At 39.4% G+C, this 24,661-nt stretch carries 24 protein-coding genes and 1 other annotated feature; of the genes, 3 read left to right on the top strand and 21 right to left on the bottom strand.

The features are described 5' to 3' along the window. Positions 1-30: 30 nt before the first annotated feature. From MOJ78_RS06720 to MOJ78_RS06690, 7 genes are all read right to left on the bottom strand, one after another. Positions 31-999: a sugar phosphate isomerase/epimerase family protein gene (locus MOJ78_RS06720; protein WP_304980423.1), complete on the bottom strand. Its 969-nt coding sequence runs from the start codon at positions 997-999 to the stop codon at positions 31-33. Between the two features lie 30 nt (positions 1,000-1,029). Next, entirely contained in the window at positions 1,030-2,067 is a 1,038-nt protein-coding gene (locus MOJ78_RS06715) for a Gfo/Idh/MocA family protein (protein WP_304980422.1), read from the bottom strand. Further along, positions 2,067-3,098 (bottom strand): Gfo/Idh/MocA family protein, encoded by a 1,032-nt coding sequence (locus tag MOJ78_RS06710; protein WP_304980421.1) that lies wholly within the window; start codon positions 3,096-3,098, stop codon positions 2,067-2,069. The genes MOJ78_RS06715 and MOJ78_RS06710 overlap by 1 nt, the downstream gene beginning before the upstream one ends. Positions 3,099-3,119: 21 nt before the next feature. After that, the gene (locus MOJ78_RS06705; protein WP_304980420.1) at positions 3,120-3,842 is read right to left on the bottom strand and encodes a ThuA domain-containing protein; all 723 of its coding nucleotides are present in this window, start codon (positions 3,840-3,842) and stop codon (positions 3,120-3,122) included. Further along, positions 3,839-4,672, bottom strand: coding sequence for an alpha/beta fold hydrolase (locus tag MOJ78_RS06700; protein WP_304980419.1), 834 nt, complete (start codon positions 4,670-4,672; stop codon positions 3,839-3,841). Before MOJ78_RS06700 ends, MOJ78_RS06705 begins: the two co-directional genes overlap by 4 nt. A 194-nt stretch (positions 4,673-4,866) precedes the next feature. Then, positions 4,867-5,793: an NAD(P)-dependent alcohol dehydrogenase gene (locus MOJ78_RS06695; protein WP_304980418.1), complete on the bottom strand. Its 927-nt coding sequence runs from the start codon at positions 5,791-5,793 to the stop codon at positions 4,867-4,869. 295 nt (positions 5,794-6,088) lie between these two features. After that, positions 6,089-6,385, bottom strand: coding sequence for a hypothetical protein (locus MOJ78_RS06690; RefSeq protein WP_304980417.1), 297 nt, complete (start codon positions 6,383-6,385; stop codon positions 6,089-6,091). Between the two features lie 457 nt (positions 6,386-6,842). Here MOJ78_RS06690 and MOJ78_RS06685 point away from each other — a divergent pair, with 457 nt between their 5' ends. Next, positions 6,843-7,133 (top strand): CD3324 family protein, encoded by a 291-nt coding sequence (locus tag MOJ78_RS06685; protein WP_304980416.1) that lies wholly within the window; start codon positions 6,843-6,845, stop codon positions 7,131-7,133. 88 nt (positions 7,134-7,221) lie between these two features. On the opposite strand, the gene MOJ78_RS06680 is transcribed toward MOJ78_RS06685, so the two are convergent. The 5 genes from MOJ78_RS06680 to MOJ78_RS06660 all read right to left on the bottom strand — a co-directional run bounded on the left by MOJ78_RS06680 (position 7,222) and on the right by MOJ78_RS06660 (position 13,105). After that, the gene (locus MOJ78_RS06680) at positions 7,222-8,625 is read right to left on the bottom strand and encodes a bifunctional metallophosphatase/5'-nucleotidase (RefSeq protein ID WP_304980415.1); all 1,404 of its coding nucleotides are present in this window, start codon (positions 8,623-8,625) and stop codon (positions 7,222-7,224) included. Positions 8,626-8,711: 86 nt separating this feature from the next. Then, the gene (locus MOJ78_RS06675; protein WP_304980414.1) at positions 8,712-9,032 is read right to left on the bottom strand and encodes a hypothetical protein; all 321 of its coding nucleotides are present in this window, start codon (positions 9,030-9,032) and stop codon (positions 8,712-8,714) included. 265 nt (positions 9,033-9,297) lie between these two features. After that, entirely contained in the window at positions 9,298-10,392 is a 1,095-nt protein-coding gene (locus MOJ78_RS06670; RefSeq protein ID WP_304980413.1) for a GerAB/ArcD/ProY family transporter, read from the bottom strand. Between the two features lie 41 nt (positions 10,393-10,433). Continuing rightward, positions 10,434-11,585: a Ger(x)C family spore germination protein gene (locus MOJ78_RS06665; RefSeq protein WP_304980412.1), complete on the bottom strand. Its 1,152-nt coding sequence runs from the start codon at positions 11,583-11,585 to the stop codon at positions 10,434-10,436. Beyond that, positions 11,582-13,105, bottom strand: a complete 1,524-nt coding sequence (locus tag MOJ78_RS06660) for a spore germination protein (RefSeq protein WP_304980411.1) — start codon at positions 13,103-13,105, stop codon at positions 11,582-11,584. Before MOJ78_RS06660 ends, MOJ78_RS06665 begins: the two co-directional genes overlap by 4 nt. Positions 13,106-14,118: 1,013 nt before the next feature. Between MOJ78_RS06660 and MOJ78_RS06655 the strand changes: the two genes are divergently transcribed. Continuing rightward, positions 14,119-15,096, top strand: a complete 978-nt coding sequence (locus tag MOJ78_RS06655) for a DUF3231 family protein (RefSeq protein ID WP_304981197.1) — start codon at positions 14,119-14,121, stop codon at positions 15,094-15,096. Between the two features lie 729 nt (positions 15,097-15,825). Here the strand turns inward: MOJ78_RS06655 and MOJ78_RS06650 are convergent. The 9 genes from MOJ78_RS06650 to MOJ78_RS06610 all read right to left on the bottom strand — a co-directional run bounded on the left by MOJ78_RS06650 (position 15,826) and on the right by MOJ78_RS06610 (position 23,518). Next, complete coding sequence (locus tag MOJ78_RS06650) at positions 15,826-16,071, bottom strand: hypothetical protein (RefSeq protein ID WP_304980410.1); 246 nt, start codon at positions 16,069-16,071, stop codon at positions 15,826-15,828. A gap of 338 nt (positions 16,072-16,409) precedes the next feature. Next, a complete protein-coding gene (locus MOJ78_RS06645; protein ID WP_304980409.1) occupies positions 16,410-16,586 on the bottom strand; it encodes a hypothetical protein in 177 nt (58 codons plus the stop codon). Positions 16,587-16,611: 25 nt separating this feature from the next. After that, on the bottom strand, positions 16,612-16,827 hold the full coding sequence (locus MOJ78_RS06640) for a DUF6366 family protein (RefSeq protein ID WP_304980408.1): 216 nt from the start codon (positions 16,825-16,827) through the stop codon (positions 16,612-16,614). A gap of 150 nt (positions 16,828-16,977) precedes the next feature. Beyond that, entirely contained in the window at positions 16,978-18,438 is a 1,461-nt protein-coding gene (gene lysS / locus MOJ78_RS06635; RefSeq protein WP_304980407.1) for a lysine--tRNA ligase, read from the bottom strand. A gap of 106 nt (positions 18,439-18,544) precedes the next feature. Then, positions 18,545-18,813 (bottom strand) — a binding site (T-box leader). A gap of 173 nt (positions 18,814-18,986) precedes the next feature. Continuing rightward, a complete protein-coding gene (locus tag MOJ78_RS06630; protein ID WP_304980406.1) occupies positions 18,987-20,480 on the bottom strand; it encodes a flavin monoamine oxidase family protein in 1,494 nt (497 codons plus the stop codon). A gap of 298 nt (positions 20,481-20,778) precedes the next feature. Beyond that, entirely contained in the window at positions 20,779-21,099 is a 321-nt protein-coding gene (locus MOJ78_RS06625; RefSeq protein ID WP_304980405.1) for a hypothetical protein, read from the bottom strand. A 126-nt stretch (positions 21,100-21,225) separates the two neighbouring features. After that, positions 21,226-22,593, bottom strand: a complete 1,368-nt coding sequence (locus MOJ78_RS06620; RefSeq protein ID WP_304980404.1) for an MATE family efflux transporter — start codon at positions 22,591-22,593, stop codon at positions 21,226-21,228. 123 nt (positions 22,594-22,716) lie between these two features. After that, positions 22,717-23,262 carry a GNAT family N-acetyltransferase gene (locus MOJ78_RS06615; RefSeq protein WP_304980403.1) on the bottom strand — a complete coding sequence of 182 codons (546 nt, stop codon included), beginning with the start codon at positions 23,260-23,262 and terminating at the stop codon, positions 22,717-22,719. Positions 23,263-23,389: 127 nt separating this feature from the next. Further along, positions 23,390-23,518, bottom strand: a complete 129-nt coding sequence (locus MOJ78_RS06610) for a hypothetical protein (RefSeq protein ID WP_304980402.1) — start codon at positions 23,516-23,518, stop codon at positions 23,390-23,392. A gap of 219 nt (positions 23,519-23,737) precedes the next feature. Here MOJ78_RS06610 and MOJ78_RS06605 point away from each other — a divergent pair, with 219 nt between their 5' ends. Further along, positions 23,738-24,661: a DMT family transporter gene (locus tag MOJ78_RS06605; RefSeq protein WP_304980401.1), complete on the top strand. Its 924-nt coding sequence runs from the start codon at positions 23,738-23,740 to the stop codon at positions 24,659-24,661.

Here is a 24,661-nt window from a genome sequence, read left to right as displayed (position 1 = left end):
CTTCTCATAGAAAGGGATTTTTGTCTGTTCTTATGCCCACCACATATCAGCAGGCGCTTCTTCGATATTGACTTCTTTCAAATTCTTTACGGCACGGTTAAAGCCTTCGTCAATGGACATGATCGGGTCTTCATGTTCGATACTGATGACATGATCGTAGCCATAGGTCCGTAATGCACTGACAATATTCGCCCACTCGTGGTTGCTGTGCCCATAGCCTACTGTACGGAAGCTCCAAGCACGTGTCTGAACACTGGAATACGGCTGCATATCGGTCAACCCGTACATATTGACGTTATCTTGATCGATGTAGATATCCTTTGCATGAAAATGGTTAATCGCATTCTCTTTTCCGAGGATTTTGATGGCTGCCACAGCGTCAATCCCTTGCCACCATAGATGACTCGGGTCGAGATTCGCACCAACTGCATCGTTGGTTGCTTCCCTCAATTTCAGCATCGTATACGGGGTGTGGACAAGAAATCCAGCATGGAGCTCGAGTCCGATTTTAACACCGTGGTCTTTCGCGAATTGTCCTCGTTCTTTCCAATAAGGAATCAACTTTTCTTCCCATTGCCACTTCAAAACATCTGAATATTCATTTGGCCAAGGGGTTACAGGCCAATTCGGGTACTTCGCATCCTCACTATCCCCTGGTGTCCCGGAAAACGTATTGACGACAGGAACGTCTAACATTTCTGCCAGCCTGACGGTCTTTTTGAACGCCTCATCTGCATCCTCCGCCATCGATATATCCGGAGAAATCGGGTTTCCGTGGCAACTGAATGCGCTGATCGTCAACTCGCGGGAATGGACGTTTTCGAGGAATTCCTTTCGCTTCGATTCATCCGCCAACAGTTCATCAACGTTACAATGTGCATTGCCTGGATATCCTCCTGTACCGATTTCGACCGCCTGAAGCCCTGCGTTTTTCGCATGATCCAACATAGCCTCAAACGATTTATCGGAAAATAAAACGGTGAATACACCTAGTTTCATTTTATTCGCCTCCTTTTTTATACACAAAAACTAAAGCCGTACACTTGAACCTGTTTCACTGCTTTTATAAATGGCTTCGATAATCTTTGTAACTGTCAATGCTTGTTCTGGTTTCACGACTAAATCTTCGGATCCTAAACAGCTGTTCACAAGGTTTCTCGCTTGCAGGATACCTGGGTCATCAACTCCTGGGATTACGCTCGCACTTGTATTGACGAGCATTCCGTGTTTTTCCTTATACAGTTCAAACGGGTACACGCTCAGCCCGCCATCGACACCCGATATACGTAAGTTGGTGGTATCTTCCTTAATGTTCGCTGCCCACGAGCATTCAAGAATGAGTGAGACTCCATTTTTAAAAGTAATATATCCAGTTGTATGGTCATCGACTTCAAAGGTCTGATGATCAAATGAACCCCATTCATTAAAACGGTTCGGAGTTTTGCTTAATCGATTATTGGCCCGTCCCATCACTTCAACAGGTTCCGGGTCATCGAGCAACCAAAGTGCTAGATCAAGCAAGTGACAACCGAAGTCAATCAGACAACCGCCGCCTTGCAGGTCTTTATTCGTAAAAACACCCCAGCCAGGTACTTTCCGGCGACGTAATGCATCGACACGGACCACGAGTGGATCACCAATTTCACCCTGGAGGATGGTGTTTTTTGCTGCTTGTGCCTCTTTCGTATAACGATAATGATAGGCGATTGACAACAGCTTGTCGTTTTCCGTTGCCGCTTTTATCATATCCTCACACTCTTTGGTCGAAATCGCCATCGGCTTTTCACAGAGTACATGGACACCTGCTTCTAGCGCTTGAATCGCTATCTCTGCATGAAACTTATTCGGAGTACAAATGGTTACCGCATCGATCACTTCGAACATCGCTTGATAATCATGAAGAATTTGCGGGATTCCAAACTTCTCAGCTACTTCTTTGGCACGTTCTTCGTTTTGGTCATTTACTGCAACGAGCTCTACCGATTCATTCAACTGTAAAAATGTTGGGAGGTGTCGTTCCTGCGCAATTCCCCCAACTCCGATAATGCCCATTTTAAGCTTTGCCATTACAATTGACCGATCCGGCTGATTGATTTCGTTTGTTGAGACGTTAAGGCAGCTAGGATCACTTCGAGAGATTTCATACCTTCGTACCCGTCAATCGACGGTTCTTTATCGTTCATGATCGATTCCACAAAATGCTCGATCACATGGCTGTTCTCCTTGCCACCATCATCATTCGATTGGATTTTTCCAAGCTCGTATTTCACGACTTCCCCATTCTGATATTGCACGACTAACGAATGAACGGGATCATCTTCTAATCGTAAAATCGCATGCTCCCCATAAATGACCGTCGAATTATCCTCTGCTGCCGAATAAGCCCAGCTTGCTGCCAATGTTCCTACTACACCGCTCGCTGTTTTCAAAACACAAACCGCATTATCGTCAACTTCGCTGTATTCTTTTGCATTGGTTTCTATGAAGCTTGCAATCTCTGTAAATTCCTCCCCTAAAAGGTAGCGCAACAGGTCTGCTTTATGTACACCAAGATCGCCCATCGCACCAATATAGGCTTCATCTTTTTTGAAAAACCAACTTTTCTCGCCATCCGCACTCCATGCTTCAGGTCCGCCATGTCCAAAGGTCGTTCGGAAACTATAGATTTTACCGATTTCCCCGCTTTCGATGAGCGCCTTTGCTTTTTGATGAGAAGGAACAAAACGTTGATTATGTCCAATCATCAATTTCTTATCGTTCGCTTCAGCTGCTTCAATCATCGCTTCTGCTTCCCCTTTTGAGGTTGCCATCGGCTTTTCACATAATACATGGCATCCTGCATTCAATGCGTGGATCGAAACCGGTGCGTGCAAATGATTGGGAAGGCAAATACTCACGGCATCAAGGTCTGTCTTCAACAGCTCTTCGTAGTCTGTAAAAGCCCTTGCATCGTATGTTTCCGCTATTTCTTGTACTCGTTCTTCGACGATATCACATACCGCCACAATCTCTACATCAGGATGAGCATTGTATTCAACTAAGTGTCTATGCTGAGCAATACTCCCGCAACCGATAATGCCAATTCGTAGTTTAGACATGATTACTAATCTCCTTTGTGGTCACTCTTTTTCAGAAATCGTTTCTAAGGGCTTTGCATTTCCATACTTCGGTGTTGTATTGTCAGTTGATTTTACCCATTTCACACCGTTTCGGATCACTTTTTGCACTTCTGGGTTATAGTACGTCGGGTACGTTTCATGTCCTGGTCGGAAGTAGAAGATCTTCCCTTTCCCACGACGATAGGTCATTCCGCTTCGGAACACTTCTCCGCCTTCAAACCAACTCATAAAGATTAGTTCATCCGGTGGGGGAACATCGAAGTGTTCCCCATACATTTCTTCTTTTTCCAATTCGATATACTCCCCGATTCCTTCAACAATCGGATGACTCGGATCCACAACCCAAAGACGTTCTTTTTCATCAGCTTCACGCCATTTAAGATCACAGGATGTCCCCATCAAGCTCTTGAAGATTTTTGAGAAGTGCGATGAATGCAGGACGACAACACCCATTCCTTCCAAAACCTGCTGTTTTACACGTTCGACGATTTCATCTTCGACCTCATCATGAGCTTGATGCCCCCACCATACGAGGACGTCCGTTTCATTCAATACCTCTTCGGTCAGCCCATGCTCTTCGTCGTCCAACGTCACAGTCCTCACGGTGACATCATCACTTTTTAAAAATGACGCGATCGTTCCATGGATTCCTTCAGGATAAAGATCCGCAACTACTTGATTTGTTTGTTCATGACGGTTTTCATTCCATACTAAAACATTCATTGAACATCACCTTCATCAGTATATTCATCAACTCGATCCAACCAATCGTTAATAAGTGAGTTAAACAAAGTTGATTGTTCAATTTGTAAATTGTGGCCTGCTCGATCTAAGACAGCAAAAGTACCCCTTGGATATTTATCGATAATGTGAAGGGCATCTTCATATCCAGCAACAGAATCCTGTTTCCCTAACAGGAAGACAGATGGTTTCTTAAACCCGACTTCATCCAAACTGAACGAGAGTCCATAACTTTTCTGGATTTTAACTAAAAATTCTTCATCAGCTATTTGACAACCAGCCATCACTTCTTCGGTATACCTCTTCCAATTATATTCATCGAGGACAACTTGATTGGTGCTGAATTGATCGAGCTCGTCTTTTGTCAATGTAGACAAAAATTCTCGATCTGAATGTACAATGAAAGGATCAGGAAGTGTCCGATCCTTTTTTCCAGGTATAATCATCGGACATATGAATGCAGCACCCAAAATTTGTTCGTTTCGTTCTCCGATTATTCCTCTCGTCAGATAACCGCCGTAAGATTCCCCAGCAAGGAGAAAAGATTCATTCGGCAGTAACGTGTCTATAAAATCGATGACTACCTCTAGCATTTCATCGGTGTTATTTATTTGTTCATAGTCTTTGGTTTGCCCCATTCCAGGAAGGTCGATGTAGATCCGTCTCAATCCCGTCCTTTTATCAAATAGTGGCTCCATACAACCACTCATCAATCTGTGATCCGGTGAAAAACCATGAATCATTACTATCGGCTTTCCTGTTCCTTTGTCCTCATAGTAAATATTAGCTTTATTAACTTTACAAAATGGCATGCTAATCCCTCCATAACTAAGTTGGCAGCTGTGTTCGTTTCAACATTCAAAACCTGTATCTAGTTGAGAAAACGTTTGCATAATTTGGCTTAAACTTTACCACTTCATCTTTGCTGTTTCAATAGTTTTTAGAAAATTAACTTTACATCCCTGATTTCGACGTTCTTTAGTTTAAGCCATCGTTATCTTATTAGTTAGCTTCGGTCATTATGAACCAAAGTGATTACCACATTTCCCTTTTTGTGTCCTTTTTCTACATATCTATGTGCCTCTCGAATTTGTTCCAGCGGATAACGCTTATCAATTACCGATTTTATCTCCCCCTTCTCAATAAGCTCTTTGAGGAAAATTAAATCTTCAGTACGTACCTTTGCTATCCCCTGCCCTTCGACTGACACGAATGTACCGTTTGGAGTTAGTGCTTTCTTGCAATTTGATTTCGAGTTTTTCCCAACTGCATCAAAGATGATATCATAACGCTCTTCTCTATTCGTAAAATCCTCTTTCGTATAATCAATTACCTTATCGGCTCCCAGCGATTTCACTAATTCAAAATTTTCTGCACTGCATACCCCGGTAACTTCTGTCCCAAAGTATTTGGCAAGCTGAACCGCGGAAGTCCCTACTGAACCAGAAGCTCCAAAAATAAGTACTTTCTGTCCGTCCTGGATCTTTCCTTTTCTAAGAAAATGCAGTGCTGAAGTTCCTCCAAAAGAGACAGAAGAAGCTTCCTCAAAGCTCACATTGGAAGGTTTTATTGCCACTGTCCCGTCTTCAGGCAAGCATGCGTACTCGGCATAAGCCCCAAAATTCATTCCAGTCATAGCAAAAACTTGGTCGCCCTTTTTAAATTTCTTTACATTCTTCCCTATACCCTCTATCTCCCCAGCTAACTCCACGCCCAGTATTGAATTTCTCGGTTTCCTCAGACCCAAGAAGATTCGCATCGGAAGCCATAACAAGATAGGACTATTGAAACTCCGAACTCTAACGTCCCCTGATGCTACTGTTGTCGCATAAACTTTTACCAGTATTTCATTTTCTTTGGGAGTGGGTTTTTCTACCTCCTTGAGTTCCAAAACATCGGGTGAACCGTATTTTGTGCATACAATTGCTTTCATAACTTTCCTCCCCAATTTCGTTTCATCATATTAATCTTATGATATAAGATACAATATAAAACTATTTTGATGACGAAACTGAAGAGAGAGACCTTTATGTAACTAAACAGGATGTCAGTTGCATGATTTGTATTACCATATTAATTTAATAATTCACAATCCTACTCCGAAACCAGGGTCTGAGATGATAAATGCTATGTACAATAAACTTATTGTTATTATTGTTAACAAGAACAGTTTATACTTTTCCATTTCTATCCCTCCTAGCAATATAAAATTCATTATATATTGAACCTTAGTTGGAAAACTCCAGCCAAACTGGGTAATCATATTGGCCATCGGATATTCTAAAGAATTTACCCATGAAACCTAAATGTACAATTCCATAATGGTCCATCGGTAACTTAGGCGCAAACGTTGAAAACACATAAAAGTTTTTTACTTCAATCTGAATGTCAGATGGTGGTGCTTCTCCTATCCGACCCTTACTAAACAGAACGTATTCCTGCTTCGTTGGGTTTGTTGCTATACATAATAGAATTAGAAGAACGAAAAAACCACTAATGATATACTTCTTCTTTAACTTTTTCACATGATTAACTCCTTGGTCCTTGAATAAGTTGTTGATTATCTTTTCTATACATTCATATTAACTTCCTTCCTTTTTTAACCATCCACTATCTGGCATTAAATAACTATAATCATTTTTTCTCTTGTTCGCATGGCAGGATTTATGAGTTAATTAGGATGTCGGACCGACAGAATCTTCTGAAAGGAGGCTGATTATATTGATCATAAAAAAAGAGGTGATTTCCGCGTAGGCGGAAATCACAGTCCACATGAGGCCGTGAATGCGGCCTCATTTTAAATATTCTGATATTTTTTCTATCCATACGCAAAAAATCCAATTATACTATAAATAAGCGTGTTCTGACACGTTTTTGTAAGTCTTTACACTTCAAATATCTAATGAAAGGAGATTTAAACAATGAAAGATATTAAGATGCCTATAAACGTACACCTTGATTTGAATAAGGAGGACGTAAATTTTGCAATACAAAAACGGAAAAGAGGTGTTTCCCCCTAGTTTGCTGAAGGAAATGCAACAATATATCCAAGGCGAGCTCATCTATATCCCAAAGGATAAAAACCAGCGAGCAGGTTGGGGGGAAATTAGCGGTTCACGTCAACTGCTTACCCGAAGAAACGAAGAGATTTTCCAGTTATATATGGAAGGCTGGTCTTTTGAAGAGTTGGAGCAGAGGTACAACTTGTCCAACGAAAGCATCCGTAAAATTATTTATAAAACACGTAGAACTTTTAATGAAGCGAATGGGTGACTTGCACGCCCAAAATAAATGTTTTAAAAAAGAAAGCCAAGGTCGAATTTGGCTTTCTTTTACTTGAATGTTATGAAACTCATAAACCTTAGACTTTATTCAACGTTTCATCGGTTTTCTTTAAATACATCATGAACACATCTTTAACCATTAAAGTTTTACCGATATCAATCATTTTGCAGCCTTGAACGGATGTATATCCGCATACTTCTCCGTACAATAACGGGGTTCCGCTGCCTACCGTGTATACTCGTTTTTCACTTAATTGTTCCCCATTCACCTTAATGTCTGAAATGACACCATTCTGATCCTCCCATGTAATCCCAGAAAACCCCAAAGCTCCAATAGTGATTCCCTGTGGTCGAAAGCCATTTCCGTAAATCTTCTTAGATGTGACTTCCTCTCTGAAACTATCATGGATCATACCTGCAATCTGTTCGCCTTTCATTTCAATCAACACAGGGGAGTGCATACTTTTACAAGAATCTAACACCATCCCCCTCGTCAATTCTCCTTTTTCCATTCCGCCTATTGCAGCTCCACCATACATGATACCGATCTCAGCAGCCCAAAATTCTCGGACACTATCGGCCATCAGCTTGATGACATCCTCATGAGAAAGGGGCTCATCGGTAGTAGATAACACCTCTGATAAAAACTCATTCGTTTGTTTACGACCCCGCTCCAATATCTCCGTCATGCTAGGATCACATTCTGAATCTAGGTTAATCTCTGTTAATTTGCCATTATACATTTCTATTTTTTTATCATCCTGATTGTATTCAAGCCTTAACTCTCCTACGTATTTTCCGTGAGATCCTGCCTGGACTATAATCACATCAGACTCCACAATCGGACTCTCCAGAACCGTATGAGAGTGTGCGCCAACAATCACATCAACTGATCCACTTAAACTTTTAGCTAATTCAAGGTCAGCTTCATACCCCATATGGGAAAGAAATACGATAAAATCAGCACCTTGATCATTCAAATCTTCTACAGCTTTTTTAATAGAAGCTAATGTATCCATATTATGAAATCCGTGCTTATTTTCATAGATATCTTCAAATTGATCGGTAGCTCCGAACAGCCCTATGTTTAAATGCTCACCTACATTAAGTAAAAGAGATTCTTTCATACCGCCAATGATAGATCCATCACCCTCAGCTAGATTCAGCAATAGCCATGGAACGGTCGATTCAAGACTATGCCTGCGAATTAATTCTGGAGTTGAACGCAATAATTCGTTATTTCCGACTGACATTGCATGATAACCAATATCTTCTAGCATTTCTAAGTGCATACTGCCATTAGTAGCCAGACACTCATTGATGCTCATATCTAAATGGTCTCCACCATCTAGAAGGAGATAGTCCTCTTTTTGAGCTTCAAGCTCGCTTACCCGTTTTTTTATGTATGCAGCTTGTCTTAATAATTGCTCATAGTTCCCGTGAAGGTCGTTTGTATGTAGTATTGTGATGGCTTGTTTCATGTGTGATCCCCCGTTAAATAATTATTCACCAAGTGTTTTATTTAAAATAAGCTTCGACTCTTTGATAAAATAATGATCCTAATTCCTCATAAAGGCTTTTGAACATTTACTATAGGTTGTTTAAAGCCCGATTGGATGGCCTTCTCAACTTCTTTTGAAATTTCTAATCTTTCAGCATTGGTGCATATTTTTTGATTCCAGAACTGAGTACTAGTTTCGCCATTTTCTCCAATATTTACCTGAAAAAGTTCATAATAACCTGGATTTTCTTTGAAAGCAACAAGATAAACCATATAATTTTTTACAGCAAATGCCTTTTCATGAATATCATATTTCTTTCCTAGACCTTCAAATTCTATTGCTTTGGAAACAATAAAATCATGATTACTCTTAGAAAATCCGACCATTGAAACCTCCTTTCTATTCTTTACTAAGTCTTTAAACTTTACCTATTTTCCTGCTAATGCATGACCAGTAATAATTTCGTACAGAGCTTTCGATTCTTTTTGGGGTAATTTTGTGTATCTGCTTTCACCTTCAATCGTTATTTCTAACCTATCATGGTTTGGCGTTACCCAAAATACGTAAAAATATGAATTTACAATTATAGCCAAGCATAGCGAGGTCTGTCATTAATAAAAAAAGGAAAAACACCCACCAACTTTTAGGAACTCAAACCTTGCTTTCAGATGCTTTCTTTTTGACGACCGAAACGATCCATAATAAAAGGGGGATCCCGATACCGCAAACAGGGAATATCACAGATACCCAAAATTGATCGTATATGGCAAGTACCGTCTCATTCGGAATTAAAATCGCCATAATCAAAATCGCCGGCGGGCTGAACCAGATGATGTTCCGCCAATTTTTCACATTGAACAACTGCGCCGTTTCATAGCTGGCGACAAACAAAAATAAGGATAATTGAGCAGTCACTGCGAAAATCCAAACAAATACGATGAATATATCCATGTTTTGAATAAAATTTAATATATCAATGGTTCTTACATACATAAAGTAAGAAAACCTTATTTTGGCTGCCAAATTCGGCCCAAACACCAATAGCACCATAAGTGTGGCAGTAAAGACCATGACAACGGTAATGCCTACGCCTAACATAGATTTGGAAAGTGCTTTTTGGGGGTTCTGCATAAAAGCGACAACAACCAATAAGGTGAACGGGCCTGCGAACCAAAGCGCGGGACGAAGCGATCCTCTTAAAATGGTTACCCAACCGGTATCGGCATAGACAGGCAGTAAATGATGCCAATCCGTATTGCCTGCATTTAAAATGAAACTGACAATCAACACAAAGATAATTATGGGTCCCACGATTTCACAATATCGGCCGATTCCCGTAATACCTGCAGAATAGGTTAAATATACCATTAAACCTAATAAGAGTAACATGATGATCCACAGGGGTGTTCTGTCAATTAGAAGAGGTTTCAAAAAGCCTGAAAATGAGCGTAGTAAATAAGCAGATAGCGTGTACCAGGCAATGAGATACGGAAGGACAATCAGTCTCCCTAACCATTTGCCCAGCAGAGCTTGGCTGAATTGGGTCAACGTTTGATTGGGGTGGAGCATGCTCAGATGAACGACAAGAAAAGTCAAGGCTGCGCCTATGCCTCCCGCAACTAGCATCGAAATCCACGTATCCTGTTTCGATATTAGGATCGCCGGCGTAATATTTATCCCGATTATCGCAACGATTTCAGTCGTAACAATCATCCAAACTATTTGTGATCCTGACAGCTTCCTCATTCCTTCTGCTCCTCGTCGATGATATACAACCCGAACCGGAATTAAGGCATAATCTTGACAGACGAATTATTTTCGCCCGGATTGCATTGGAGGTTTACTTTGACCGAAACAGCGAGCTCGGGAAAAGTATCGTTCCAATCTCGTTTCATGGTTTTCCACTGGTTAGGGTATTGTTGATGCACCCTTTCACCAAACCCGAAGATGTCTGTCTTGTACTGCTTCTGGACTTTCTCGATCAGCCGCTGTATCGATCTCTGTGTCGTTTCACTGAGTTCATCCTGTATGATGTGGAGATCCTTTAGTTTAGTTGGATCCAAGTCCGTATTGTTTTCGACAATGGTTCCTTCTCCAGTAAGATGGACGTCAATTTTTATTTGTTTATCGACCATCTTCACGCGAATACGTTGACCTAACGATTGCAACTTTAAGCTAACATTTCCATTTCCTCGTTTGACGAAAGAGGTGAGGGCAAAACCGGCTTGTCTGTTCGTAATCCAATTGGCATAGAAAGAGTCTTTATCATCCAAGAAACCCACTAATTTCAGGCCTTCGTCTTTGTTAAAAACGGCAGTTCCCGAATAAACAAATTGCTTTGAATCCGTTAAGCGAACCGTCGGCAGCATGGGCTGCAAGCCTTGACTCAATGCATCCGACAAAAAATCGCGGAAATAATAACGCTTTAAACCTAGGGTGGCTTGCTGATGCACGAGTGCCGTGGATGTAAACGGCTCGAAAATCGGCTCTGCAGAAAGGATATCTTTCGCTTGACCGTTTTTCACGACATAGATCCTTGAACGCAGCTCCGATTGAGGATTGCGAATAAACTCGTCGAGCAAGTTGCCTATTCCATGCTCGGCCAACCGTTGCCCGATGAGAATGATCCGGCGATGCCCGAGAAATAAACTTCGCGATAGCTGCGCCTGAAAGCTTGGAACCGTATCGTAAACGTTCTTTCCTGTCGCACTTATCACACGGAAACTTTTTCCCTTGGTTCCACCGCCGCTTTCTTGTCCACCGTCAACACCGGAGGGTATCACGATTTGAATACTAATTTGCAACTGACCGTCTTTTGTTAAATCCAGCCCTGTACCCAAAACGAATGCGAGTTGATTTGGTTCTCTCAGGTTCCAGCAGCCGGTTGTGCTCAATATCATTAGCAGCCATACGAAACAAAGTGTCCCTGCCCTCTTCATGGTTGATCCGCCTCATTGTCAGGTCCAGTATATATGGCACGCTTTCGTGGCCATCGCATCAACACGTCCTTCAGCCTTCGAGTGTTCTGCGGAGCCACCGGGGTTAAATAAGGGGTCCCGAACGGACTTAGTTGAATCAGGTGAATCAAAATGGCAATGATCCCGATCGCCAGACCAAACAGGCCAAATAGTCCGGATAGGATCAATAAAGGGAATCTTAATATCCGCAGGGCATAACCGAATCGAAATCGCGGAATGATAAACGACGAGATTCCGGCAGCCGAAACGACAATGACAATAGGCGCGGAGATGATTCCGGCGCTAACCGCCGCCTCCCCAATGACCAATGCCCCAACGATGCTTACTAAAGGACCTATCTGTTTGGGCAAGCGGATCCCCGCTTCCCGTAAACCTTCAAATATCAACTCCATCATAAAGACTTCAATGACTGTCGGTAAGGGTGCCCTTTCTCGCAGCATTGCAATCGTCATCATCAGTTCTTGAGGAACCAAATTCGGATGAAAATTGGTTAAGGCAATATAAACAGATGGGAATAAAACCGAGAAAAAGGCAAATAAGGAGCGAACCCATCGAATCAAGGATACGAACAAAAATCGCTCATAATAATCGTCATGCGCCTGAAGTCCTTCCCAGAATGTCAATGGAACGACAAGCGCACATCCGGTTCCATTGCATAATATGGCCACTTTTCCATGAAGCAATCCGGCAGCAACAACATCGGGACGCTCCGTGACCAGCATTTGCGGGAAAGGAGAAAGATGTGTTTCTTCAATGGACTCTTCAATATACCCCGAATCAAGAATGGCATCGATCTGTATCCGATTTATTCTTTTACGAACTTCATTGAGAATGGGCATGGAAACCGTACCTTCAATATAAGCAATGACGACATCGGTCTGGGTCACATTTCCGATTTTTAATGATTCGAATTTCAGCTTCGGTGTTGCCAATATCCTGCGCAGCATTATGGTATTCATCCTCAGGAGCTCGATAAAACCTTCTCTGGATCCCCGAATGGATGCCTCATTAAAGGGCTCTTCTATGGCTCTGTGTTCAAGCTTTGAGACATCGGCAAGAACAGCCGTATTTTCCCCATCGGCCAATATGGCAGCATTTCCCTTTAGAATATGATCAACGATATCTCCATAGTTGGAAAGTTTCTTAATTGGTAAAACGGAAAAGAGCTCCTCTTCGCACATTTGGGCAATACTGTCGATCGTCCCGAGACCTTGAGGCAGACCATCATACATTAATGGTTTTAGAACGTTTGAAGTAATGATATCTGTGTTGATCATACCATCAACATGAATCAATAGTAACTTGGTTTCACCGTGTATCATAATTTCACGAAATATAATGTCAGAACAATTATGAAACATATTTTTTAAAAATTGCTCATTCTCTGCAATGTTTTTGCTAATATTTGAACTCGAATTTTCGGTAGATTGGCGATCGGTCTCAAGTTTGTTTTTTAGATGTGATTTTCCAAACCGTTTCATTATCTGCCCTACCTTCGTAGCTATGTTGTTTTAGTTATACCCAATCTTATATAATTATACTTTCTAATACCTTTAAGTTCCCTTAACTCCCCGTTTCTGGGCATAATATTGGATTCTCCACCTTCCAAGAAAAGGTTTCTTCCTCCCAAACTTTTGTGATAGCTATATTAAAATCCTCAACAGGACCTTCAGACAATTTCTGTTCTTTAAAACCATTCACAAAAAACAACTTCATTACCTATAAATTGTGTGACTCCTTCGACTGTTTGAACTCCCTTTTGTATGGAATTGAAATTACAAAATCTATGTTTCTAGTACAAGTATTTGAGTAATTCTTTCTGCGTCATCTTTTCTTTACAACCATTTTTGTTCATAAGCCTTATTCAATTAAATGGCCCTTAAATGGAAAATGAGCGCTTATCCTTGTTCCAGGAAAGCGCCCGATTTTCGAATACCTACTATTAGTTTGTTTTGTTAAAAAGTAGATACTTTGCAATTATTTTAATTCACTCCTAATCAAATATACAAAATCAGGAGTTTTAGCTCGCCCATTTGGCTATCACATAAGAGAGGGTAGGCTCCTGGGGCTCAACTTCTTTCATCTTAGTTGCCACACTGTCCGTTATAATTTACCGACGTTGCCAAAAAATCTATTTCACCCATATTTTCAGAAATACTACACTTTTACTCTCGGTGTAAATATCTATTTATATGTCACGAAAGATTTTATGGTTGCCCTATTTTTATTAGGTTTTATGAACATAGTAGCCAGGGTGGAACGTCTCCGTCAGTGGGGACTTGATCCCGCCATAAAACTGTTCGCCCTCTATAAAATAGCTCACTTTCCCCATTAAAGGAAGTTAGCTTTAGATATTCACCTCAATATTTTCGAATCATTATATTACCAACATCAGTTTGGTCGGATATATAAAATGTTGTTCATATTCGAAAGGAAGAATTACTGATTCATGAATAATCAAAAATTTTTTTGACAAACTAAAAAAGGAAATTGGATCTTTAGGTGGGATAAAATGAACGTAAATGAATTAGGTTTCCTTTGGTACTTACAATCAAGTTCAAACATGATCAATTTATTATTAAAATATCTTAGTGAAACTTCTGAGGATACTGATTTAAGGAATATTTTTAATGAAATATATGAAATCTCCACATATCAAGAACAAGAGGCTACTCAATTATTGGCTGAGGAAGGTTATAAAGATACACCGTTCTTCAGGGAAGATGATATATATAGTTCATCAATAAAGCTATTTTCAGACCAATTAATTCTAGAGATTTTAAAGCATATAACGGGTAATGGATTGCGAGCATTGGCTGCTCAATATGTTGAATTAACAGATTATAAAGTAAAAAATTTTTATAAAAAACTACTTATTGATGTAATTCAATTAGATTTATCTTTATTAAAATTGCTTAATGATAAAGATTTATTACAAAATAATTCGTTCTCTTATAAAAAAGCAGATGAAAGGGATGGAAAACTATTCAAAGTTGCATCAACTCAGCACCGGCCACTTAATGCGGTAGAATTGGCAAATATGTTCAGTGCCCTTCAATGTAACAATGTTGGAATTGCTCTTTGTACCGGTTTTTCTGAAGTCGTAGAGGATATGGACACAAAGAAATTTATACTAGAAGGGAAAAAGTTAGCATTTTCTCAATCAGCCTCTTTATCTGATATCTATAGAGAAAATGGAATTCCAACTACAACTGGACTAGAGGCTCACGTTATTAAAGTAAAGGAATCACCTTTTTCAGATAAATTAATGGCAAATTTAATAATGTTCCTTAATCCAGTAAGTATAACCAATCTACAAAATGCAGTGGTATCCAGTTATAAAAAGGATCACATAGATTCTTTAAAGGAACTTATCAAGATGATTGAAAACTACTCAGAGAAAGGGCTGAAGTTATTAATAAGGAAAAATTGGTTTAATGAACCACCTGTATCTAATTGGTCACATAAATAGAAACGTGGCAGGTACTATTCAAGAAATGGAAACTTCTCGGTACATAAGCCAGATAAACGAATTCCATAAGCCACACCCACCGCGTCATGCCCCCAAAGTGAGCAGACGTCCAGCCAAGATCAAAGATGGATATTTGGAAATGGTTAAAAATTAGCAGCGTAAAAAATCATTTGTATTTCTTTCAAGCTAAAAAAGCATTATGGCTAAAACCCCTTCTATCGTATTCAGTCAAGTCGCTCTAATAAAAGAATTAAAAAAGTTCCCAGATTACGGCTGATTATACTAATGAGTTTTCACGGAGAAATTGCCAATGCAAAACTATGCAAACTATCAGTGGTTCGGATTTATTGTTGGAAAAATCTTAAATAAAATATTTATTTTAGAGGATGGTTTTTTATGTTGAATTTGCATGAAAGTTTATTTAACTTTCAGCCTCGTTACTTTAAGTACATTTCTCCACAATCATCTTTATATCTTTAACAAGAATAGCCACTTTTCTATTAAGTGTTATTCAACAATCTGGAATTATAAGAACCTCTTCTTCCATTAGCTGGTTTAACTGAATACCAATTATTTCAAATCTTCCTATTTCGTGCAATCGTTTATTCAATTATCTGCCCTTTACATAAAGAAAGGCACCTTCCTTGCTACAGAAAAGCACCCTTTGAATTATCTTGATCGCATGAGGCTTAAATTCGTTATCCGACTCATGATTTATGCCCTGTTTTATTATGTCTGTTTAATTTTCTTCTCAATCAAAGTCCAAGCTACGTAAATTAATAATGTCATCCCTATTACAATCAATAACCCATTCATCAATAAGTTCACATCTAATTCATTAATTACTTGAATTGGTTCACCAGATTCATTATCTTTCCCCATGTAGCTGATTGTCCAGCCGTTGTATTCTAATGTGAAGTAAGAAACCAAAATTCCAATTAAAATACCACCTAGTATTGAAACCAAGCCCTTCATCAAATGAACCCCTCCCGAAAGCACTTATTTAGATCACAAAGATTATTCATTGACTGACAAACTACATCCGCATAAATTTCATCATCTAAAACATCTTCATAACGCAATAAACCGCCAGCTGGAACTTCAAAAATAGCAGTAAAACGATCTAAACTAGAATAACCTGGTGATTTTATCTAAAGCCAGTTGCTTCGATTTCAAGCAGCCATTTATCTATCGCTTTTACTGGAAAGTAATACTTCTCTCCAATCCTTAGATATGGAATTATGCTAGTTGTCTCATTGCCTACTGTTTGTGGAAGTATTTTATGTAATTCCTCTTCTGTAATTCCCAGGTATTCACCTAAATTCAGATTGTGTCAATAGCTGTTTTTCTTTATTCTTTTCTAGATCGCTCGTTTCTTCATGAACGAATTGTACTTTTTTATCGTTTGACCCATTTGAAATTAACCAACTACCTATAATAATTGCTATTGCTAAAGAAAAGATTGAAATTGCTATAAAACTATCTTTCAATTTTTATCCCCCTCGTATAATATTCTTAGTTTAAAAAGAACGATACAGCTATAAAAGCGATAATTAATCCCAGGATAAGTATGCCTGTACCTTTCCAACCTAAACTACCAACCAAATCAACAAGACTTCCACTACTCCCTCTGTTAATAGAATCGTTCATATTTCCAGTTGGATTTCTTTTCAATTCTTCATCTCTCAACCTTTCTCTTTTTCTTTCAGGATTTGCTTTATCTTTGGTCATTTGAATACCCCCATGGAAAAATTCTAACATACCTTTTGTCATATTATTCAATTTCAAGGATGCAATTTATTGTGTAAGAAGTACATCGGCGGTAACTCGAATGTCAATTACCACCGATTGACTAAATATAATTGTACTTTCCAATAAGTCCTATAATTTTTTGATCAATGGAAAGAAAACACAATCTTTAATCGTATCACTATCAGTCAGAACCATTAACAAGCGTTCAATACCAAATCCCCAACCTGAAATTGGCGGCATTCCATATTCCATAGCTTTTAGATAATCCTCATCCATCTCCATAGCTTCCAAATCTCCATTACTCTTAAGTAGAGCTTGGTCCTCTAACCTTCTTCTTTGTTCAAGTGGGTCAACTAACTCCGAATAGGCATTAATGATCTCTGCACCATTAACCACTAATTGAAAACGATCTGTAAGTGCGGGGTTATCATCATTGGCTCTAGCTAGTGGAGATAAATCTATAGGATGCTCTATTAAAAAAGTCGGTTTTACAAGTTGCGGCCTGGACATTTTCTTATAAAGAAGATCAATCAAATTACCTCTTCCCAAAGATTCAATTTCCGAATGTTCTAAATCAATATTTTTTCTCTTCGTTTCTTCAAATAAATCCTTAACATCAGGATAAAGATCAATATCAATCCCAGTGTCTATTAAAATCAAATCCCTGAATGATACAATGTCCCATTCTGATGAAAAATCAATTGTTTGACCTTGGAGAGTAATTGTAGTTGAATTAAATGTTTTTTCAAGAATAAACAGTACCATATCACGCATTAGTTTCATTGTATCCACATAGCTCCAGTAGGCAGCATATCCTTCAACCATAGTAAATTCTTGAAGATGCTGAGGACTGATACCTTCATTCCGAAAACACTTTGCAAATTCAAATACTTTTGTAAAACCACCCACAATCAATCTCTTTAAGTAGGTTTCTGGGGCAATGCGTAAGTTCAATTGAGTATCCAGTGCATTATGATAGGTCTTAAAAGGTTTAGCGATTGCACCAGATGAGGTATGCTGTAATACAGGCGTTTCGACTTCAAAGAAATTTTGATCCTCGAAGAACCTCCGAATAGAACGAACCATTTGTGTTCTAGCCAATAAACGATTTTGTGTGTCTTTTGTCATTATTAAATCCAAGTAGCGCTGCCTATATCGAAGTTCAATGTTGCTTATCCCATGCCATTTTTCAGGGAGGGACCGCAACGCCTTCCCAAGAAATACATAACTCTCAATACGCAGTGTTTTCTCATGGGTTTTGGTTGTGTACATATGTCCTTCAACACCGATAAAATCACCAATGTCCAATAAGTCATGAAACTGATTAAATGACACCTCGCCAATTTCTTCCTTTTTCAAAAGAAGTTGCAAACTTCCTTGTATGTTGGATAGTGTGATAAAGCTCAATTTACTGAAGCTTCGAATACCTATTATTCTTCCAGCAACTCGGACACTAGAAGTTCCGTCTTCAAGCAGTGCTGCTTCATGAAGTTCATAATTAGTAGAAAATCGTTCAGGATATACCGGAATTCCCTGAGATTTTATGGCATCTAACTTCCCTATTCTACGATTTGTTTGTTCATTATCCATTCTTTTTCACTCCAGTCTTTTCATTAGTTTATTGCCTCTTGCCTCTTACAACTACCTATTGATCCCTTTAAAAAACAAAAAAACTCCCACCCCCAAGATTACTAATCTTAAGGACGAAAGTTGTTAACTTCGTGGTACCACCTCAGTTTGCTGATATGTTACCATATCAACCTCTTCGGGTACGCCAATTAAGACAATTGATTATACCCTATCTCTTTAACGGGAGATCCCGTCGCATTATCACTAAGAACTCTTAGATCCGTGCGAAGCTCCAAGTCTTTGTTCATTAAGAAAATTATTACTCCTTCCCACCTGCAGGAGCTCTCTGGAAATAATTAATCAAAATTACTCTTCTCTTCTCTTCTTTGCTTTGTATTCTGTATTAAATTAATTAAAAATCATTCTAGTGGAATTAACTGGTTTAGTCAATATATATTCAAATAACCAAAGCCTAATTTCCTCCACCAACATTTCATGTCATTTACAGAAAATATTTATCTTGGTTCAACTTGCCTGCATCTTAAAGGGTAATGAAGCCTATTTAACCATTAACTTACACCATTCCTAGATTTGTTCACCTCATAAGCGACTCGTATCCCAGACTCGACAGCCCCTTCAATCCAGCCGTGAAAGGACGAGGTATGTTCCCCAGCAAAATGAATTTGACTTTCTGGCTTTCTTATCACATCAAACAGGTCTGAATATTGATCAGGTTTAAATAGAGTAAAACACCCTCCTGCAAATTGATTAAGAACCCAACTATACGCTGTCCCACTCCTATACTTTTCATAAACTTTCGGACCGTGTACAATTGCTAAAAATTTGAGGGCTTCCTGTAGTTGGATATGTTTTGGCTGGGAACTCCACAAATCCGCATTGTCTCCCCATGTATAAGCAGCAAGAATGGAACCAGGACCAGGTTGCCCGATCCCAGTGCTTGGATAATAAGCGGTTTGCGTAGGCTGATCCGTCGTAAAATTTCCTCCATATAAATGCTCCTGGAACCAAAATCGATCTGTAAATTCAATACCTATTTTCACAGAAGGGACTAGGGTCAATGAGCGGATTGCATTCCACTTTTTATATGAGAAGGTATCGTATGGTTTCACGTCGACAAACTGAAAAACGGGAAAAGGAATCGATGTAATGATCCGGTCAGCGGTATAACGATGTGAACCTCCTGTAACTTGGTCAATCGCAGTAACGGTTAACTCATCTTCAAATTTATTAATTTGTACAACTCGTTTTCCGAACTGAATGTTATCTTGTAAATAGGGAAGAAATGACCACGGCAGTCGATCATTCCCACCGATGATTTCGTAAAAAGCTAAATCCTCCTCAAAAAGAGTTGCAACAACATCCGTTAAAATATCGATGAAAGATAATTCCGGAAAACCTTCAATTCCGAGCATGACCGAAATCATATTGATCGCTACCGGACTCAAAGATCTACCAATCGGATTGTATCTCAGAAACATACCGAATGAATATTTGTCAAATTGTTTTTTCAGTTCCTCTTTTTCTTCATCTGTTGCTTTCTCATATAAGTCAAGAAATGGCTGAACAGCTTCTTTTAATAGTTCAAATGCCGTTTTGCCTCGTTCATCCGGTGGTAAAGGAAATTGTAATATGTCCGGATTCTTCTCATAAATGTATCGCCGGGTCTTGACGCCATTTACATAAATCAAATCAAATTTTGTACTATTAATGAATGGACGGACAGGTAGCTTGAATTGATTTATTAATGAAAATGTCAGCTTATGCTTGCTTGGTATGCGCATTGCCCCAGCATCCAAGTGATTCCCTGCAGAAAAGGGTTTACGGATCGTATAGACACGTCCTCCCAATCTAGTATTCCCTTCCAAAATAGTAACATGATGTCCAGCAGTTTTGAGTAAAGCTCCTGCAACCAAACCTGACATACCCGCACCAAGAATGACTACCTTCTTCGGCTCAGGACTTGGGTCTAATCCTTTTTGCAAGATTGATAACATATCATCTGGATACGACAGAACATTGGTATCAGGCCGTTTTTGCACCATCGGCATCAACCTTTTTTAATATAATTATATTTACCATAAAAAGGTTTCAGACCAAAAAAAGTTTACTTGCAGAATTGAAATGCGAGGGGGATTAGTGTGGGGATTGTCTGCGTGAAAAAGGATAAACCTTCATTGCAACTATTACACTATATTAGCCGATTACATGTTTGTATGAGAGGAGATTGAAATGTTTTGAGGATAACATTGAATTTTATTTTATAAGTCTATTTGTCTTGTCCGACTGTATACCTAAGCCAGAGATATAGATAACGGGTGTGCAAAATTAAAAGCCGGATTTCTAGAAATAACTTCTGTACATGAATAAGGTAATGACAATCGAAACGATTGTGTACGTAACTGCTGTATAAAAAGCTGCATTAGGAGAAAATTTGTGTGTTTCTTTTTCCATTTTGAAATTGGTCGATTGAGCTTGGGTCATCGAATCTAAGTAATTTGAGGAGAACCCTCCCTTTGAGGTGAAGAACCAGATAATAACACCGACTAATAATCCTACTGCAAACGATACATCAATGAATTTCACGCCAGAGAGAAATGAGGCAGCATAATTAAGTCCCAATAAAACAATCATTGTTAATGCGATAGTCAGTAACTTTTTCATAGTTTGATCTCCCCCTTTTAGTTATGTACGTTTTTAAGTCCAAAATGTTTCACGAAATTTCAGGAAGCTTATTTTTACGAAAAAAAACAGGAACACCCTGAGAGATGCACCTGTCAATCTTTAAATCTAATATTCTAATACCAAACTTGGCTTCTTGAGTTTCTTCTGGATATGAATCAGCCTGATCGATAAGCAGATTCCTGCAGCTAACAATCCAACGGTTAACCCGATCCAATATCCTGATGCTCCAAGTGCTGTAAACTGAGCTAGATAGTATCCAAACGGCAGGCAAACGAACCAGTAAGCAACTAGTGTCATGATAAATGCAACATTGACATCCTTATAACCACGCAATGCACCTAATGCTGTGGCCTGCATTGCATCGGACAGCATGAAAAACAGTGCGTAGATTAAGAAGTGTCCAGTCAACTGGATGACATCAGCCTCATTCGAATAGAAGCTAGCAACCTCATATCGGAAGAACACCACTAGTAGGCCAGTAACAAGGGCTATGATCATGGATAGATAAATCCCGAGCCAGCTATATATTTTCGCATCATTATACCGCCGTGCTCCAACTTCATATCCGACCAAAACTGTCTGTGCCATCGAAATGCTTAACGGGATCATATACAGAATCGCAACAATATTCAACGCGGTTTGATAGGCAGCAATCGTCGTGATGTTGAATCTGCTAATTAAAATCGTCACAACCGCAAACATACTCGTCTCGAAAAAAATCGACAATCCCATCGGCACCCCAATTTTCATAATCTCCATACATTTCTCAAAAGAAACCTCATTGAAATTGGAGAGCGATACATATGAAGAAAAAGCCTCTTGTGTTTTAATGATGAACACGGTCATCCCCAAAATGAACCAAAATGTAAAGGCAGTTGCGTAGCCGCCACCTGCACCTCCAAGCTCCGGGAACCACCATTTTCCGAAAATCAGTGCATAGTTCAAAAAGAAATTGATCGGCAATGCCATAAGCAAAATGATCATCACCACACGCGTTTTCCCCAATGCATAGATAAAGGACCGCAACACATTGAAAATGAACAGCGGGATGATTCCGTAACTGAGACCAACCAAATAACCATGCGCTGTCCCCCTTACACTGACCGGCAAATCCATCTTATTTAAAATCGGATCCAGCAAAAAGAAGCCTAGTATAATCACTAAAACACCAATCAAACATGCCAAAAAAATTCCGTTCGACACAACCGATGTTACTTCCCGGTCTTTCTTTTCACCAAAATACTGCGCGGCAATTGGGGATACAGCAAGAAGGATACCACTTAACCCTGTAAAGATCGGATTCCAAATCGAAGAGCCGATCGCAACTCCTGCTAAATCAGAAGCATCGTACTTCCCTGACATGATTGTATTGAAAAATACCATCGAGAACATTCCGAGCTGCGTAATCAATATCGGTATGAGCAGGGTGAATATTTGATTTATCTTTTCCCTTAACGTGTAGGTTTGGTTCATTACGCTTACCCCTTGATCAGTTCCTATAGTCATATTAGTAAACTTCATTATAAGCCATATCTGTATATCTTACTTGAATATTGCTCGTAAACTAGTATAGGATGTCCTACCAATTAAACTTCTCTAGCTGCTTATTCCATTAATGATCGCAAGCGTCTGGTGATCCTCCCACTTCCCGTTGATTTTCACATTTTTTCTGGCAATGCCTTCTTTAAGAAAACCCGCTTTTTCTAAAACTTTGATCGATCCGACATTATGCGGCATTACGCCCGCTTCAATCCGATGAAGATTCAGTTGTTCAAATGCATACGAAACAATAAGTTTGACGGCTTCCGTCATATACCCTTTACCATTATGATTTTTGTCTAAATAATAGCCCAACCATGCGCTTTGCAAAGGTCCACGTACCACCCCTGAAAGGTGTATCAGTCCGATCAACTTATTGGTTTCGCATTGATAAACGCCGAAATCATAATACAGATCCTTTTCCATCGCTTCATGATTCCTTTTGATCCGATTCCGCTGCCCCTCCAACGTATAAAAATCACCCTCTCTTAGTGGTCCATAGTCCTGGAAAAAATTCTTATTTTCAACCTCAAGATTTAGTACAGCCTCTGTATCACTCGTTTCTAAAAATTTTAAAAAGATTTTGTTCCCTTTCAAGTCCATTCCAATTTCCTCCCTTTTTAAATTAAAAAACACCACAGGAATCCCTGTGATGGACATCTACCAATATATCAACCACAGGAAAGCGACCTGTGGCATTGTATTTCCACTTTACCTTGACCAAATCGTGCTAATCAACTGGCTTCATGTCGCTTATTTGAAATTCAGACAGACTTCTCCCGTGATCAGTATTTTCAAAGAAAACAGCAGTCGAATACCCAATGCCTTTGGATAAAAACATAAGTGAACGTTTTTTCATTGGTATACCCTCCTCCTATCGTTTTCAGAATAATCATAGCAGAGGATATTTTGTTCTACAACAATTTTTCATAAGAACCAACGATATCCTGTTTGGAAATGTATTTAAATTGGCAAGTCATTCTTCCCGCCTTTTAGGCATTGTTATGTTATCATTTGTAGATATCATTTAGTGGAAAATCGAACAAGAAAGCCAATTATATAGAAAGAGATGATTGATTTGGCTAAACCTTTGACTTATCTATTACTGCTTTTACTCATGGTAATCTGGGGCTTCAATGTCATTGCGATCAAGATTCTAGTTGAATATTTCGCACCGATCACAATCACCGCATTCCGTATTTTGACAGCGGGGTTGGTTGTAATGATCGTTTTAAGATTGAGAAAGGAATTTCGGAAGATTACCCGCCAGCAAATCGGATATATCATCATCTGTTCACTTACAGGGTATTTAGGACACCATTACTTTTTAGCTACTGGATTGACGATGACGACTGCTTCGAACACAGGGCTTATTCTAGGTCTTGTCCCATTGATGACCTCGCTTTCTGCAATCCTGTTTCTCGGTGATCGACTGACTCTCTTAAGGTGCTTGGGAATTCTTCTCGGTCTGATTGGGGTTTCATTTATCGTATTGAATGGATCTGGAAACCTTAAAGGCATATCCGTCGGTGATTTGTATATTTTCTTTTGTGTCATCGCCCAAGCCATCAGCTTCGTCTTCATCAAAAAAGCGACACAAACAATGGATGCCCGGTTGATCACTGGATGGATGCAAATGTTGGGTGCGGTCTTCTTATTTTTGGTCAGCTTCCAAATCGAACCGCACGGTGTCTCAACACTAGCCGATAAACCTGTTTGGGTCTGGGGTGTATTTTTCGGATCGGCCATACTCGCAACTGGGGTCGGTCACATGGTATATAACAAAGCGATCCATCAACTTGGAGCAGGTGAATCAGCGATTTTCATCAACTTGACACCTTTCTTCTCATTGACGGGTGCATGGTTGTTTTTAGGTGAAACGATCAAACTCTCGCAGCTCGCCGGCTTCATCTTCATTGTTACGGGTGTGGTTTTAGGAACAGGAGTATTCGAACATAAAAAACACCATGGATATAGCAGCAGGGTTCATAAAAGTAGTTAA

The sequence above is a fragment of the Alkalihalobacillus sp. AL-G genome, assembly GCF_030643805.1.
Classification (GTDB): Bacteria; Bacillota; Bacilli; order Bacillales; family Fictibacillaceae; genus Pseudalkalibacillus.
The sequence above is the reverse complement of the archived record's forward strand: the minus strand, read 5'-3'. Positions and strand labels throughout refer to the sequence as shown.